Genomic DNA, 15,312 nt, shown 5'->3' on the forward strand with positions numbered 1-15,312 from the left:
CTACCGGGTGAAGGCCTGGACGTTGCCGGCATCGACATTGAGAATGTTGCCGGTCGATTTCGCGGATGCTTCCGACGCAAAGAAGTAGCTTGCCTCGGCAATGTCTTCCGGCAAGACGGATCGTTTCAATAGCGACCGCTGGCGGTAGTGCTCCTCCAGCTCAGAGGTTTCCTTGCCGTAGGCTTGTGCGCGTTCCTTCAGCCAGTCGCCTGACCATATCTTGGAACCGCGCAGGACCGCATCGGGATTGACCACATTGACGCGGATGCCGTCCGGCGCGCCTTCAAGGGCGAGGCAGCGGGCAAGATGCAGTTCTGAGGCTTTGGCCGTGCAATAGGCACTTGCGCCTGGCGAGGCGGCGAGGCCGTTCTTGGAGCCGATAAAGACGATCGAGCCGCCGATACCTTGTGTCTTCATCATCTGGAACGCCGCGCGCGAGACCAGGAAATAGCCTGTCGACAAGATCGACATGTTGCGGTTCCACAATTCCAGAGTGGTCTCCTCGATTGGAGCCGACGAAGCAATACCGGCATTGGAAACCAGAATGTCGATGCCTCCGAACTCAAGCGCTGCGCGGGCAAAGCTGTCGGCCACGGCATCCTCGCTGGTGACATCCATTGTCACCGAGCGGACAACGTCGCCGGAATAACGGCTGGACAGGTTTTGAGTGGCGGCCGAAAGGGCATCGGCGTCGATGTCGGCAAGGACGACGCAAGCTCCTTCGCGCAGAAATCGTTCGGCTGTTGCGGAGCCGATGCCACCGGCTCCACCTGTTACAATCGCAACTTTGCCGGCAAGGCTTTTGGGTTTCGGCATGCGCTGAAGTTTCGCTTCTTCCAGCAACCAGTATTCGATGTCGAAGGCCTCTTGTTCTGGCAGGCCGCGATAGGTCGAGACGCTGGACGCGCCGCGCATGACGTTGATGGCATTGGTGTAGAATTCGGCAGAAATGCGCGCCGTCGCCTTATCCTTGGCAAAGGTGATCATGCCGACGCCGGGCACCAGATAGACAACCGCATTCGGATTGCGCAAAGGCGGGCTGTCATCATGTTTGCAGCGGGCGTAATAGGCGGCGTAGTCATCCCGATAGGCCTCAATGGCCGCACCAAGGCCGGAAAGAGTGCCTTCGATATCCTGGCTTGAGGGATCGAAGTCGACAACCAGCGGACGGATCTTGGTTCTGAGGAAATGGTCCGGGCAGCTGGTGCCGAGCGCGGCAAGCGCTTCCATGTCTTTCGAGCAGACGAATTCCAGCACCGCGTCGCTGTCGTCGAAATGACCGACCAGATGTTGCGCGGCCGACACCATGCCGCGGATCGAAGGCATCAGTTTGGCTGCGACCGCGCGGCGTTCGGCCGGGGCGAGGGCGCGATGTTGCGAACCGCCGAAAGCGTCTTGGTCGGCGGTCTTGTCCTCGAACCAGGAAATGGCCTTGTTGATGATCTCAAGCGTGGTCTCGTAACAGGTTTTCGCGTCATCGGCCCAGGTGAAAAGACCGTGGCTTTCCAGAACGACACCGCGCGCCTCCGAGTTCTCCAGACAGAACTTTTCCAGCCACAGACCGAGTTCGTAGCCGGGCCGTTTCCAGGGCAGCCAGCCGATGTCATCACCGAATATTTCTTGCGTGATCGCCTTGCTGTCACTGGCGGCCGCAATCGCGATGATCGCATCGGGATGCATATGGTCGACGTGTTTCTGCGGAACGTAGGCATGAAGCGGCGTGTCGATCGACGCTGCACGCGGGTTCAGATTGAAGGTGCAATGGGGCAGATAGCCGACCATCTCATCTTCGAATTCGACACCACGATAGATCCCCTTCAGCGCACGCAGCTTATCCATGTAAAGCGTTGCAAAGCCGTCCATCTTGATCGTGCCGACATCGCCACCTGAGCCCTTTACCCAAAGCACTTCTGCCAACTCACCGGTGAGCGGATCCTTCTCCATCACTTTGGCAGAGGTGTTGCCACCGCCGTAGTTGGTGATGCGCTTGTCGGAGCCGAGAAGGTTGGACCGGTAGAGCAGCAGCTCCGCTTCGCTCATGTTGGAGGTTTTTTGTTCATCCCACAGATTGGCCAACCGGGACCCGGCAGCGGAATTCAACATTTTTTCCTCCCATGAAAGCCAGACAGCTCGCGTCTCATTGACTAGAAACTCGCTTGATCGGATCGGAAAGTCAATCAAAAACGATCATAAGCAATCATATTGCACTGCAAAATGATTGTTTATGACATTTTTTGATTGACACTGACTGATATCAATGGAAACGTTTGATTGTTGGGAGGACCACATGCACGAGAAAGAGCGCCACAGGATCATTTTATCCGCAGTCCAGGATCGTCCGGTCGTGACCGTCCAGGAGCTGGTGGCGTTGACGGATTCCTCTGAAGCGACCATCCGCAGGGACATTGCGCAGTTGCATGTTCAGAAAAAGCTGCGCCGGGTGAGGGGCGGTGCCGAATCCATTCACCCACCACAATTTGTCGGGCTCGCAGGGCGGCCTTTCAGCGTCAACGAAACGATCAACATCGCGCAGAAACGCGCAATTGCCCAAAAAGCAGTCGAGCTGTGCGAGGACGGCGATGCGATCATCGTCAATGGCGGAACAACGACTTTCCAGATGGTGCATCCGCTGGCGACCAAACGCTGCCAGGTGTTCACCAACTCGTTCCCGATTGCTGAACACCTTTTAAAGAACTCCAAGAACACCATCATGCTCTCCGGCGGCGTCATTTACCGCGAGCAAAACATCGTCCTGAGCCCGTTCGACAATGATGTAACCCGGAATTTTTATGCCACGCGCATGTTCATGGGCGCTCAGGGGCTCGGGCCCCTTGGTCTGATGGAAGCGGATCCGCTGTTGATCCAGGCCGAGCAGAAACTGATCGGCCAGGCCGATGAGTTGGTGGTGCTGGTGGATTCATCGAAATTCAGCGCAAGGTCAAGCCTGATCCTTTGCCCGCTGGAGCAGATTACGACGGTCATCACCGATGATGGCATTCCGGACAGCGCGGCCAAGATGCTGGAACAGGCCGACATAAATCTGATCGTGGCGCCGGTGAGCGTCGCACAGAGCAAGGCACCCTCGAGCGGGTAGCCGGTCTTCTGCCGGACCTTGAGGAGGGGCGGCAGCTTTTGGAGCGACCCGGGTTTGGTGAATACCGGCACGATGCTCCAACACTCAAGAACGATCAAAATCCTGCATGCCTAGATCTGCAGGTTGATCTTAGGGAGGAAGCAATGAAACTCTGGAAATCACTTCTGGCAGCAACCGCCATGGCCGCCGTTGCGATGGCAAGCCCCGCCCAGGCCGAGGACAAACGTATCGCCCTTGTGGTCAAGGCGCTGGGTATCGGCTTCTTTGAAGCGGCCGCCAAGGGTGCTGAGGAAGCCGCGAAGGAACTCGGCGGTGTCGAGATCATCTATACCGGCCCGACCGACACCACCGCCGAAGGTCAGATCGAGGTCATAAATGCGCTGATCGCACAAAAGGTCGACGCTATCGCGATCTCCGCCAACGATCAGGATGCGCTGGTTCCGGCCCTGAAAAAAGCCATGGACCGTGGCATCACCGTCATTTCCTGGGATTCAGGCGTTGCTCCGGAAGGCCGCCAGCTTCACCTAAACCCGTCATCCAATCCGCTGATCGGCAACATGATCATAAAGCTGGCCGCCGACCACCTGCCGGATGGCGGTGACGTCGCCGTTCTGTCTGCCTCCGCGACGGCCACGAACCAGAACACCTGGATCGAGGAAATGAACAAGGTCAAGGACAACTATCCGGGCATCAACGTTGTGGCGACGGTTTATGGTGATGATCTTGCCGACAAATCCTATCGCGAGGCCCAGGGCCTCATGCAGACCTATCCGGACCTGAAGGCGATCATTGCACCGACCTCTGTTGGTATCGTTGCCGCCGCACAGGCTGTTTCAGATGCGGAGAAGGCCGGTCAGATCAATGTCACCGGCTTGGGGCTACCCTCCGAAATGGCCGGTCATATCGAGTCCGGTGCTTCGAAATCATTCGCGATCTGGAACCCGATTGACCTCGGTTATTCCGCAACCATGCTGGCATATAATCTGGCCGCTGGTAATGCCGAGGCCGGACCTGGTGCGGAAATTCCGATGGGTCGCATGGGAACGCTGACGCTTGACGATAAAAATGAAGGCGCGATGGCGGATCCATTTGTCTACGACAGCTCCAACATCGACGACTTCAAGGACATTTTCTAAGCTGGTCGCAACGACCTGATGGAAAACAATGCAGGACCCGGTGCGTCGACCCCGGGTCCTCACCTCAACACACCTAACACCGGGCTCCAGAATATGGTCATGCTTGCGAACGCGCAGGACAGTGCGGACAAGCATCCGCAATCGGGCGACGCCGTCAGCCCCGCATTGTCCCTCACTGGCATTTCCAAGTCCTTTCCGGGTGTGAAGGCGCTCAGCGACGTCTCGCTGGAGCTTTATCCCGGTGAAGTCACCGCGCTAGTTGGAGAAAATGGAGCCGGCAAATCCACGATCGTGAAGGTGCTGACCGGTATCTACCAGCCGGATGAAGGCGAGATCAGCATCGGTGGAACCCAGGTTACATTTCCGACGGCCCAGGATGCGGGAAGGGCGGGTGTCACCGCCATTCACCAGGAAACCGTGCTTTTCGATGATCTTTCGGTCGCGGAAAACATCTTTATCGGCCACGCGCCGAAAACGAAATTCGGTCTGATCGACCGCAGGGCAATGATCGACAGGGCACAAGCCCTGCTGGACCGGATTGGTGCCCGGATCGACCCGACAGTGACACTCAAGGATCTCGGCATCGCCAACAAGCACCTGGTGGCGATCGCCCGGGCGCTTTCCATCGATGCCCGCATTGTCATTATGGACGAGCCGACCGCATCTCTGTCGCATAAGGAGATTGAGGAAACCTACGAACTGGTCGAACGGCTCAAGGCTGAAGGCAAGGCGATCCTGTTCATCAGCCACAAGTTCGATGAGATCTTCCGGATCGCAGACCGTTACACCGTCTTCCGCGACGGCCAGATGGTTGGTGCCGGCAAGATCGCCGACGTGTCGAAACAGGAACTGGTCAAGTTGATGGTTGGCCGCTCGGTTGACCAGGTGTTCCCCAAGCGCAGTCCGCAGCTTGGCAATGAGGTCCTGAAAGTGGTTGGATATTCGCACCCAACCGAGTTCGAGGACATCGGCTTCTCCTTGCGCGCCGGCGAGATCCTAGGTTTTTACGGATTGGTCGGCGCAGGCCGCAGCGAGTTCATGCAGGCCCTCTTTGGCGTCACCAGACCGTCCAAGGGGGCGGTCCGGATCGACGACCAGATCGCGGTCATTCGAGACCCGAACGAAGCCATTGGCCACGGCATCGTCTATGTGCCTGAAGATCGCGGTAAACAGGGTGCAATCAAGGGGTTGCCGATCTTCCAGAACGTCTCGCTCCCCTCCTTGAAGGAAACCTCGCACAAGGGTTTCCTGCGGCTGGCCAAGGAATTCAAGCTTGCACGCGACTACACCCAGCGGCTCGATCTGCGCGCCGCGGCACTGGACCAGGATATCGGCGAGCTTTCCGGCGGCAACCAGCAGAAGGTGGTCATCGCCAAATGGCTGGCGACGAAACCACGTGTAATCATACTGGATGAGCCGACAAAAGGCATCGACATCGGCTCCAAGGCCGCCGTCCATGAATTCATGGCGGAGCTTGCCGCCGAGGGGCTTGCAGTCATCATGGTGTCTTCGGAAATTCCGGAAATTCTTGGCATGTCCGACCGTGTGATCGTCATGCGCGAAGGGCGTATTGCCGCTGAATATGAGGGCGACGACTTGTCGCCGGAGCATCTGGTGCGCGCCGCTGCCGGAATTACCGAGGTGCGCTCATGATCCCGCCCATTCTCAAGTCCCGTGAAGCGATCCTGGCCGGAGCAATTCTTGTGCTTGTGGTTGCGATCGCCTCGCGTTTTCCGGCCTTCGTCGCCCCGGCAAACCTTGTCAATGTCTTCAACGACACGGCTCCGCTGATCATCCTGGCGCTCGGGCAGATGGTGGTGATCCTGACCCGCTGCATTGACCTTTCCGTCGCGGCCAACCTGGCGCTGACGGGCATGGTTGTGGCCATGTTGAATACGGTAGTGCCTGGTCTTCCCGTACCGGCAATCCTGGCAATCGCCATATGTCTCGGCGCGCTGATGGGGCTCTTCAACGGGCTGCTCGTCTGGCGGCTGGATATCCCGCCAATCGTGGTAACGCTCGGCACCATGACAATTTACCGGGGCATCATCTTCGTGATTTCCGGTGGCGAGTGGATCAATGCGCATGAGATGAGCGATGCCTTCAAGGCGTTTCCGCGCGAGGTCGTTCTCGGCCTGCCGGTGCTCTCCTGGATCGCGCTCCTGGTGGTGCTGGGCTTTGTTGTCCTCATCGGGCGCACACCGCTCGGTCGGGCCTTCTTTGCCGTCGGCGGCAATCCACATGCGGCCGTCTATACCGGAATCAATGTCGGGCAGACCCAGTGTGCAGCCTACGTGATTTCCGGCGCGCTGGCCGGACTGACGGGTTACCTCTGGGTGGCGCGTTACGCGGTTGCCTATGTCGACATCGCCGGCGGGTTCGAACTGGAAGTGGTTGCGGCTTGCGTCATCGGCGGCATTTCGATCGCCGGCGGTATCGGCTCGGTCGGTGGAGCGCTGCTTGGAGCGTTGTTCCTTGGCATCGTCAAGAACGCTCTGCCGGTGATCAACATCTCGCCGTTCTGGCAGCTCGCGATTTCTGGAACCGCCATAATCATCGCGGTCGCCTTCAACGCCACCTCCAGCCGGACCAAGGGCAGGGTGATCCTGAAGAAAGCGGAGCATGCGGCATGAGCGTTACCGCACCCGATACCGTCACCACCGGACGCCAGATACCGGACCGGTTGAAATCGCCGTTGCAACGGTTCCTCGCAAGCTGGGAGTTGCTTCTGCTTGGTGTGGCGATTGCTGTTTTCGTCATAAACAGTTTCGCCTCGCCCTATTTCCTGGATCCGTGGAACCTCTCGGACGCGACCTTCAATTTCACCGAGAAAGCGATGATCGCCTTCGCCATGGCGCTCCTGATCATTTCCGGCGAGATTGATCTCTCGGTGGCCTCGATCATCGCGCTTGCCTCGACCGCGATGGGGTTTGCTGTTCAGTTGGGAGCGGACACGCCGGTTCTTGTCCTGATCGGTCTCGCTGTCGGGCTGGCTTGCGGCATGTTCAATGGAGCTCTGGTGACCGGTCTCGGGCTGCCCTCCATTGTGGTCACCATCGGCACCATGAGCCTTTTCCGCGGTATTTCCTATATCGTGCTCGGCGACAAGGCCTATACCGGTTACCCGTCCGAATTCGCCTTTTTCGGTCAGGGCTACGTCTGGTGGGTGATTTCTTTTGAATTCCTGCTATTCGCCCTGTTGGCCGTCGTTTTCGCCGTTCTCCTGCACAAAACGAATTTCGGGCGCGCGGTTTATGTCGTTGGCAACAATCCGGTTGGGGCGCTTTTCTCGGGCATCCGGGTAACGCGGGTAAAATTTGCCCTCTTCCTCTTGACCGGCCTGATGTCCGGCGTCGCGGCAATTTGCCTGACGTCTCGTCTTGGGGCCACAAGGCCATCGATAGCCTTTGGCTGGGAGCTGGAGGTGGTCACCATGGTCGTGCTTGGCGGGGTAAGCATTCTGGGCGGCTCCGGCTCCATTCCCGGTGTCGTGGTCGCGGCCTTTGTCATGGGCATGGTCACTTTCGGCTTCGGGCTGTTGAATGTGCCGGGCATCGTCATGTCAATCTTCATCGGCTTGCTTCTCATCGGCGTCATCGCACTACCGCGCATCGCCCGTCAGCTCCTGGCCAAGCGGAAAGTCTGACACCATGGAAAAATTCGCCTTCAAGATGTTACTCAATCCAGGCACGGAAGTGGAATACAAGAAGCGCCACGACGAGATCTGGCCCGAGCTGGTCACTCTGCTTAAGGAGGCCGGGATCAAGGATTACTCGATCCATCTTGACCGGGAGACCAATATCCTCTTCGGCGTATTGTGGCGTGAGGACGGGCACAGCATGGATGCTCTGCCGCAGCATCCGGTGATGCAAAAATGGTGGGCCCATATGGCGGACATCATGGCGTCGGAAGCTGACAACAAGCCCGTGGTGACGGAGCTTGAAACCGTCTTTCACATGGACTGAAGCCAGATGACTGCGATCCGGCATGTTGGCGTGATCGATATCGGCAAGACCAATTTGAAGGTCGCTGTGGTCGATCTCGCGCAGGAAACAGAACTTGGTGTCCTGAAACGCCCTAACCGCGTTTTGCCCGGACCGCCTTACCCTCATTTTGACCTTGCAGGCCACTGGGATTTTGTCTGTGCGGCCCTTCACGATCTGAACCAATTGCACCGCATAGACGCCGTCTCTGTAACGACGCATGGCGCCAGCGCGGTCCTGCTTGATGGGGACGGAAACCTTGCAGCGCCGATGCTTGACTACGAATTTGATGGTCCGGACAGCGTCGGTGAAGAATACGACGCGCTCCGTCCCGGTTTTGAAGAGACAGGTTCACCGCGTCTTGGCATGGGGCTCAATGTCGGAGCCCAGCTGCATTGGCAGTTGAAGACCGATCCGGACCTGCTTGATCGGGTCGAAACCGTTCTGACCTATCCGCAATACTGGACCTTCAGGCTCACCGGTGTTTGTTCAAACGAGGTGACCTCGCTCGGCTGTCATACCGACCTTTGGCGTCCGGCGGAGAACCGGTTTTCGTCGCTTGTGGAAAGGCTTTCATTGACGGAAAAGATGGCACCGGTGAAAAAAGCCGGCGACTGTCTGGGACCGATCCTTCCGGCCGTTGCCGAGCTCACCGGTCTGTCAATCGATACACCCGTGTTCTGTGGAATCCACGATTCCAACGCCTCGCTCTATCCGCATCTTCTCAAACGAAACCCGCCATTTTCCGTCGTTTCCACCGGCACCTGGGTAATTGCACTGGCGCTGGGGGGAGTAGACGTACCACTCGATCCAAAACGCGACACGCTCATGAACGTGAACGCGTTTGGAGATCCGGTACCTTCCGCACGCTTCATGGGGGGGCGCGAATTTGATCTGGTGATGCAGGGCAAAAGCGTAGCGCCAAACAAGGCAGACGAAACACGTGTGCTCAGAGATCAGGTCATGTTGTTTCCAGCTGTCGAACCTCGTTCTGGTCCGTTCAAAGGTGAAACTGCCCGGTGGAGCGTCGCTGAAGACGAATTGACCCTGGCGGAGCGATACGCTGCGGTCTCGTACTATCTGGCATTGGTAACATCGGAATGCCTGGCCATGATCGGAGCCCGGGGACCGACCTACGTGGAAGGTCCGTTTGCGAAAAACGCGCTCTTCCTGGAGATGCTGGAGGCGGCAACTCGCAGGTCCGTGCACACCTCCGAAGGGATCGCAACAGGCACCAGCATTGGAGCTGCCTTGCTGGTTCGCGACCGGCCGTCGACACCAGCAGGTGTTGCGGCCGCTCAGGAAACCAGTGTCAGGTCGAGCGACGCTTTGCAACGCTACGCCGGCGAATGGCGCAAGATAATCAACGCTCGCTTCAGATAAGCGCAAGGAAGAGGCTGCATTGCTTCGTCGCGAACCACACAAATGAAGAGCGCGGTCGTGAAACCGCGCTCTTCCGGGACGCCTTAGGTGAGGGTGTCAGGCGCCGTCAATCTATGCTTCCTGGGCGTTTGCTTCTGAGGTCCTGCCTCTCATGCCTACGATCCGTTCTTCCACTGCGCGAACCAGGACGTAGAACACCGGTGTAAACAGGAGACCGAAGAGCGTTACACCGAGCATTCCGGAGAACACCGAAGTGCCGAGTGATTGCCGCATTTCCGCACCAGCACCCGTCGCCAGCATCAGCGGAACGACACCGAGGATGAAGGCGAGCGAGGTCATCACGATGGGGCGAAGCCGGGTCCGTGCGGCACGCACGGCGGCCTCCCAGCGGTCCAGACCTTCCGTTTCCGCCTGCCGCGCGAACTCCACGATCAGGATCGCATTTTTCGAGGCAAGGGCGACAAGGACGACAAACCCGATCTGAACCAGGATGTTGTTGTCGAGGCCGGCAAGCCAGACACCCGTGATTGCGGACAGCAGCACCATCGGCACGATCAGGATGACCGCCAGCGGCAAGGCCAGGCTCTCATATTGGGCGGCAAGCACCAGGAAGACGAACAGGACTGCAAAGCCGAACACCAAGAGTGCCGTGTCATCCGTATTCTTTTCCTGATAGCTCAGTTCCGTCCACTCGTAGGAGATCCCTGCCGGAAGCACCCGTTCGGCAATGGCTTCCATCTTGTCCAGGGCTTCCGCCGAAGACACACCTGGCATTGTCTGGCCCTGGACCGCGGCAGCCGGATAAAGATTGTATCGCGGCTGACGCAATGGGCCGGTGGTGTCTTCAAACGTCGCAACGGCACCCAGCGGAACCATCGCACCATCGTCAGATCGAGTCCGCAGCCGGGCGACATCCTCGGCAGTCTCACGGAACGAAGCGTCAGCCTGCGCGATCACACGGTAGGTGCGGCCGAACAGATTGAAGTCGTTGACGTAAGCCGATCCGAGATAGACTTCCAGCGCTTCGTTGACGGCAGCAACCGGGACGTTCAGCATCTCGGCCCGTTCACGGTCAATCTCGGCCCAGACGCGCGGCGTGCCGGTCGAATAGAGCGAAAAGACCGCGACAAGACCGGGATCTGCGTTGGCTTCGGCCGAAAGCGCTCTTGCGGCCTGTTCCAGCGCAGCCGGGCCAACATTACCCGTGTCCTGCAGCATCATCTTGAAGCCGCCACCGGTGCCAATGCCGCGCACCGGAGGAGGTGCGATGACGAAGATCGCCGCGTCATTGAGAGCAGCCATCCGCTGGCGTGCTTCAGACAGAACCTCTTCGGCAACAATGCCCTTCTCTTCACGTTCAGCAAACGGCGTTGTGGTGAAGAAGATCACGCCCGTGTTCGATTCTGTTGTGAAGGTGGCACCGTTGAAACCTGCAAACACGGCTGCATGTTCGACGCCATTGATGTCCAGAAGCTCATCAACAGCAGTGCGCACGACAGCGTCCGTCCGGTCGAGCGAGGCGCCGGGGGGCAACTGAACGACGGTGATGTAGTAGCCCTGATCCTGCTCCGGGATGAAGCCGGACGGCACCTTGGAGAACTGATGGTCTGTCAGGAGCAGCAGCCCGCCAAAGAGGCTCAACATGATCAGCGGCGCACGAACCAGACGCTTGGTCGTCGTCGCGTAGCCGGCAGAAAGACGGTCAAAGCCACGGTCGAACTTTGCCAGCGCCCAAACCACCGGCCTCATCAAAAGACCGGGTTTCTGGTCACCATGCGGCCGCAGCAGCAGGCTCGCCAGGGCCGGTGACAGGGTCAGGGAGACAAACAGCGAGATGGCCGTTGCAACCGTGATCGTTACGGCAAACTGGCGATAGAACTCGCCCGAGATACCGGCAACGGCAGCGGTCGGGATAAAGACCGCCGCCAGCACCAGCGACGTTGCGATCAACGCGCCAGACACTTCGGTCATGGTCTTGCGGGCCGCTTCGCGCGGCTTTAGGCCGTCGCGAATATGTTTCTCGATGCCTTCCACAACGATGATTGCATCATCGACCACAATGCCGACAGCCAGGACAAGCCCAAACAGCGACAGGTTATTGATCGAGTATCCGAGCGCAGACATGACTGCGAACGTACCGACCAGCGAGACAGGGATTGCCAGAATGGGTGTCACGGCCGCACGCCATGTACCGAGGAAAAGCAGAACCACGGCAACAACCAGCAGCACCGCCTCGATCATCGTGGCAACGACCGCATCGATCGATGCCTGGATGAACTCGGTCGGGTTGTAGATCACGTCATAGGCCAGGCCTTCAGGAAAGTCCTGGCTCAGCTGTTCAACCGTGCTCAGCACCTCCTCGGCCGTTGCCAGCGCATTGGTTCCGGGGCGTTGGTTCACGACCATTGCGACGGCAGGATTGCGGTCAAGGTAAGCGCGGGTCGTGTAGTCCGCCGCACCAAGCTCGACGCGGCCGACATCGCTCAGCCGAACGATCCGGCCGTCATCCCCCCGTTTGACGATGACCCGCTCAAATTCCTCAGGCGACGCCAGTCGGCCGGTCGTTTGAACGGAGAGCTCAAAGGCAGAGGCCGTCGGGGTCGGCTGCTGGTTCAGCAGGCCGGATGCAATCTGCGCGTTCTGGCTCCGCAAAGCCGAGAGCACTTCGCCGGGTGTCATGTCCAGTGCCGCAATGCGCTCCGGATCGAGCCAGATCCGCATGGCGTAGTCGCGCGCGCCGAAAATGGTGATGTCGCCAACGCCGCCAAGACGTGTCAGTTCATCGCGCACCCGCTGAGCGGCATTGGTGATGTAAAGGTCGTCCTTGGAACCGTCCGGTGAGAACATGTGCACCACCAGCAACAGGTCCGGCGACGCCTTCTGGGTGATCACCCCGAGCCGTTGGACTTCCTCCGGCAGGCGCGGCTCGGCGATGGCAACCCTGTTCTGGACAAGGACCTGAGCAGCATCCAGGTCTGTGCCGAGTTCGAACGTGACGGTGACGGTCAAGTTGCCGTCGCCTGTGGCTTGCGAAGACAGATAAAGCATACCTTCGACACCGTTGATCTGCTGTTCGAGCGGGGTTGCCACTGTCTGCGCGATCGTTTCCGCGGATGCGCCGGGATACTGAGCCCGAACCTGGACCGTGGGCGGTGCCACTTCCGGATACTGCGCGATTGGCAGTGTGAAGTAGCTGAGTGCACCAACGATTGTGATAAAGGCCGAAAGCACAACGGCGAAAATCGGCCGGTCTATGAAAAACTGGGGAAGTTTCATTAGTTTGTCCTCACCTGATACACGAAGCGCGCCTAGCGCTTCGCCATCTGAACCGTTGGTTCTTCAATCAATCGGGCCGTAACCTGTGCACCGGCACCCACCATGTGTAGGCCGGAGACAATCACGTGTTCACCCGCTGAAAGCCCTTCGACGACACGATCATTTGCGTGCCGGTCGCGAAGCGTGACGCTCCGGCGTGACACCGACCCGCTGTCATCGACCACCCAGACGAATTTCGTCGTCTGGTCGGAGCCGATGGCACGCTCCGGGATAAGGATCCGCTGCGCGTCCTCTGCCGTTGCGAGACGCAAACGGCCGAACATGCCCGGCGTCAGCACGCCGTCCGTATTCTCAAACACGGCACGTCCGCGAATGGTTCCGGTCGACCGGTCAATTCGGTTGTCAATGAAGTCAATTGCGCCGTCATGAGCAAAGTCGGCTTCGTCGACAAGCCGCAAGGCAACTGGTGTTTTCCCGGCGGTTTCCCTGAAACCCGACGATGCAGAGGCGCGCATGTATTCAAGATACTGCTGTTCGCTCGCGTCGAAGACGAAGTGGATCGGATCGAGGGAGACAATCGTTGTCAGGGCATCAGACCCCGCACCGGCGGCGATCAGATTACCCGGGCTGACAAAATCGTCCGAAATCCGCCCGCTCACCGGTGCATGGATTTTCGTAAACCCGAGGTCGAGCCTGGCTCTTGAAACGGCCGCCTCGGCTGCTGCGATGCTTGCCTTGGCGATTTCTGCCTCATGAACACGTTCATCCAGAACCGACTGACTGGTATGCCCGTTCTCAATGAGCCGCTCCGCACGTTCCAGTTCCTTCTCGGCAAGGTTGGCAGCTGCCCTGGCTTCGCTCAGACCAGCTTCCGCTTCTGCGAGCGCCGTCTCGAACGGGCGTGCATCAATGGTGAAAAGGAGATCGCCCTTTTCCACGACATCACCCGGCTCGAAATGAACTGCATCGAGATAGCCCGATACGCGCGCTCTGATAGACACTTCGTCGACGGCCTCAAACCGGCCTGTGAACTCGTCCCACTCGGTGATGGCGCGAGCCTTTGCCGCCACAACGTCGACGACCGGAAGCGGGGCTTCCTGCGCCGGAGCCGACGCTTCCACGGATGCAACGAATTGCATGTCGCTGATGCGTTCTCCGGCATACCAGGCACCGGCGCCGTAAAATACGGCCAACGCGACACCTGCAAAGAGTTTGCTGGACTTTGGCATTCCGATCTCCTTTGGTTGCGGGGCTGTGCCCCACGCTTGGACTGGGAGATGGGAATGGAGAGGCGCTCTGATTAGCGGGACGCCGAGACGCTCAGTGTTTCCTGACAGGACGCAATTGGATAGCCGAGCAGATGGGCACTATTCCAGCGCTTGGACAAAGCTTGGCGGGTCCGCGACAAGAAAGTCCACGAAAGCCCTCACGCGCGGCGCGACAAGCTGCCTGTTCAGGTAGATGATCGAGTAAGGGAAATTGTTCAGCCGTTTGTCTTCAAGAACCTCGATCAGGCGCCCGGCGGCAAAGGCTTCATGAGCAAGGAAACTCGGCAACTGTGCGATGCCGATGCCCTTTTCGGCTGCCTGGCGCAGAGCATCAACACTGTTTCCCACAAGGACCGGATCCAGCGTCCGTCGCACGACTTCCCCGTTGTCGTCAAAGAGAAACGGAAACAGCAGACCGGTGTTTTGCACGCGGTAGTGAATCCCTCGATGGTGTTCGAGATCGCTTAGCGTTTCCGGTTTTCCATACCGTTCGGCATAGGAGGGGGAGACGCATGTATACGCGCGATCGTCGAAAAGCTTCCTTGCCATCAGGTTGGCACTGTCGCCGAGCGCGCCGATGCGGATCGCGATATCGATACCCTCTGTTCCAAGGTCGACCTGCCGGTCCTCGAACTTCAGCTCGACGTCAACCTCCTCATAGCGGCACATGAACGCGAGAACGCGTTCGGTGAGCCAGACGCGGCCGAACACGGCAGGCGCAGAAATGACGAGTTTGCCGCGAGGCTGGGCGAGGCTGTCGGCGAATTCCTCCTTTAGCGCATCAGCGTCATTCAAAAGCCGGCGGGCACCGTCAAGAAACCGGATCCCTTCAACGGTGAGTGTTACCGACCGGGTCGTTCTGGTGAACAGCTTGGCACCGATTTCCGTCTCAAGCCGCTGGACGGCCTTGGAAACAGCCGACGTGGTCATTCCGAGCACCCTGGCTGCCCCGGCGAAGTTTTCAGCCTGGGCGACATTCACAAACACACGGAGTTCATTGAGGTTGTTCATCGAGTTCCTTGGCGGAATTGGAAGCGCGAGCCCGACTTTAGTGAAGACTTGGTAGCTGTTGCAACGGTCAGGTCTTTCACGCCGGTCCAAGGGTCTAGCAGGGCTTACGCGATGCCCCCCGCTATATATACCTCGTTCGTAATGCGGCGAAGAGGTCTTGC

11 protein-coding genes are annotated in these 15,312 nt (G+C 58.8%); 7 read left to right on the top strand and 4 right to left on the bottom strand.

Annotation, left to right across the window (positions count from 1 at the left end; genetic code table 11):
• Nucleotides 1–2,103 (bottom strand): bifunctional rhamnulose-1-phosphate aldolase/short-chain dehydrogenase, encoded by a 2,103-nt coding sequence (locus RBB47_RS04595; protein ID WP_305984567.1) that lies wholly within the window; start codon nt 2,101–2,103, stop codon nt 1–3.
• Nucleotides 2,104–2,287: 184 nt separating this feature from the next.
• On the opposite strand from RBB47_RS04595, the gene RBB47_RS04600 reads away from it, so the two are divergent.
• From RBB47_RS04600 to RBB47_RS04630, 7 genes are all read left to right on the top strand, one after another.
• Complete coding sequence (locus RBB47_RS04600) at nt 2,288–3,094, top strand: DeoR/GlpR family DNA-binding transcription regulator (protein WP_305984568.1); 807 nt, start codon at nt 2,288–2,290, stop codon at nt 3,092–3,094.
• Nucleotides 3,095–3,237: 143 nt separating this feature from the next.
• Entirely contained in the window at nt 3,238–4,230 is a 993-nt protein-coding gene (gene rhaS / locus RBB47_RS04605; RefSeq protein ID WP_305984569.1) for a rhamnose ABC transporter substrate-binding protein, read from the top strand.
• A gap of 93 nt (nt 4,231–4,323) precedes the next feature.
• Nucleotides 4,324–5,883, top strand: coding sequence for a sugar ABC transporter ATP-binding protein (locus tag RBB47_RS04610; protein WP_371932738.1), 1,560 nt, complete (start codon nt 4,324–4,326; stop codon nt 5,881–5,883).
• Nucleotides 5,880–6,863 (top strand): ABC transporter permease, encoded by a 984-nt coding sequence (locus tag RBB47_RS04615; protein ID WP_305984571.1) that lies wholly within the window; start codon nt 5,880–5,882, stop codon nt 6,861–6,863. The genes RBB47_RS04610 and RBB47_RS04615 overlap by 4 nt, the downstream gene beginning before the upstream one ends.
• Nucleotides 6,860–7,876, top strand: a complete 1,017-nt coding sequence (locus RBB47_RS04620) for an ABC transporter permease (RefSeq protein ID WP_305984572.1) — start codon at nt 6,860–6,862, stop codon at nt 7,874–7,876. Before RBB47_RS04615 ends, RBB47_RS04620 begins: the two co-directional genes overlap by 4 nt.
• Before the next feature lie 4 nt (nt 7,877–7,880).
• Nucleotides 7,881–8,195 (top strand): L-rhamnose mutarotase, encoded by a 315-nt coding sequence (gene rhaM / locus RBB47_RS04625; RefSeq protein ID WP_305984573.1) that lies wholly within the window; start codon nt 7,881–7,883, stop codon nt 8,193–8,195.
• Nucleotides 8,196–8,201: 6 nt separating this feature from the next.
• Nucleotides 8,202–9,596, top strand: coding sequence for an FGGY-family carbohydrate kinase (locus tag RBB47_RS04630; protein WP_305984574.1), 1,395 nt, complete (start codon nt 8,202–8,204; stop codon nt 9,594–9,596).
• A gap of 111 nt (nt 9,597–9,707) precedes the next feature.
• Here RBB47_RS04630 and RBB47_RS04635 read toward each other — a convergent pair whose 3' ends face one another.
• From RBB47_RS04635 to RBB47_RS04645, 3 genes are all read right to left on the bottom strand, one after another.
• A complete protein-coding gene (locus RBB47_RS04635) occupies nt 9,708–12,872 on the bottom strand; it encodes an efflux RND transporter permease subunit (RefSeq protein ID WP_305984575.1) in 3,165 nt (1,054 codons plus the stop codon).
• A gap of 32 nt (nt 12,873–12,904) precedes the next feature.
• Nucleotides 12,905–14,101: an efflux RND transporter periplasmic adaptor subunit gene (locus tag RBB47_RS04640; protein WP_305984576.1), complete on the bottom strand. Its 1,197-nt coding sequence runs from the start codon at nt 14,099–14,101 to the stop codon at nt 12,905–12,907.
• Between the two features lie 138 nt (nt 14,102–14,239).
• Nucleotides 14,240–15,151: a LysR family transcriptional regulator gene (locus RBB47_RS04645; protein ID WP_305984577.1), complete on the bottom strand. Its 912-nt coding sequence runs from the start codon at nt 15,149–15,151 to the stop codon at nt 14,240–14,242.
• Nucleotides 15,152–15,312 lie beyond the last annotated feature (161 nt).

Origin of the sequence: Roseibium sp. MMSF_3544, assembly GCF_030732845.1 — a bacterium.
GTDB lineage: Bacteria > Pseudomonadota > Alphaproteobacteria > Rhizobiales > Stappiaceae > Roseibium.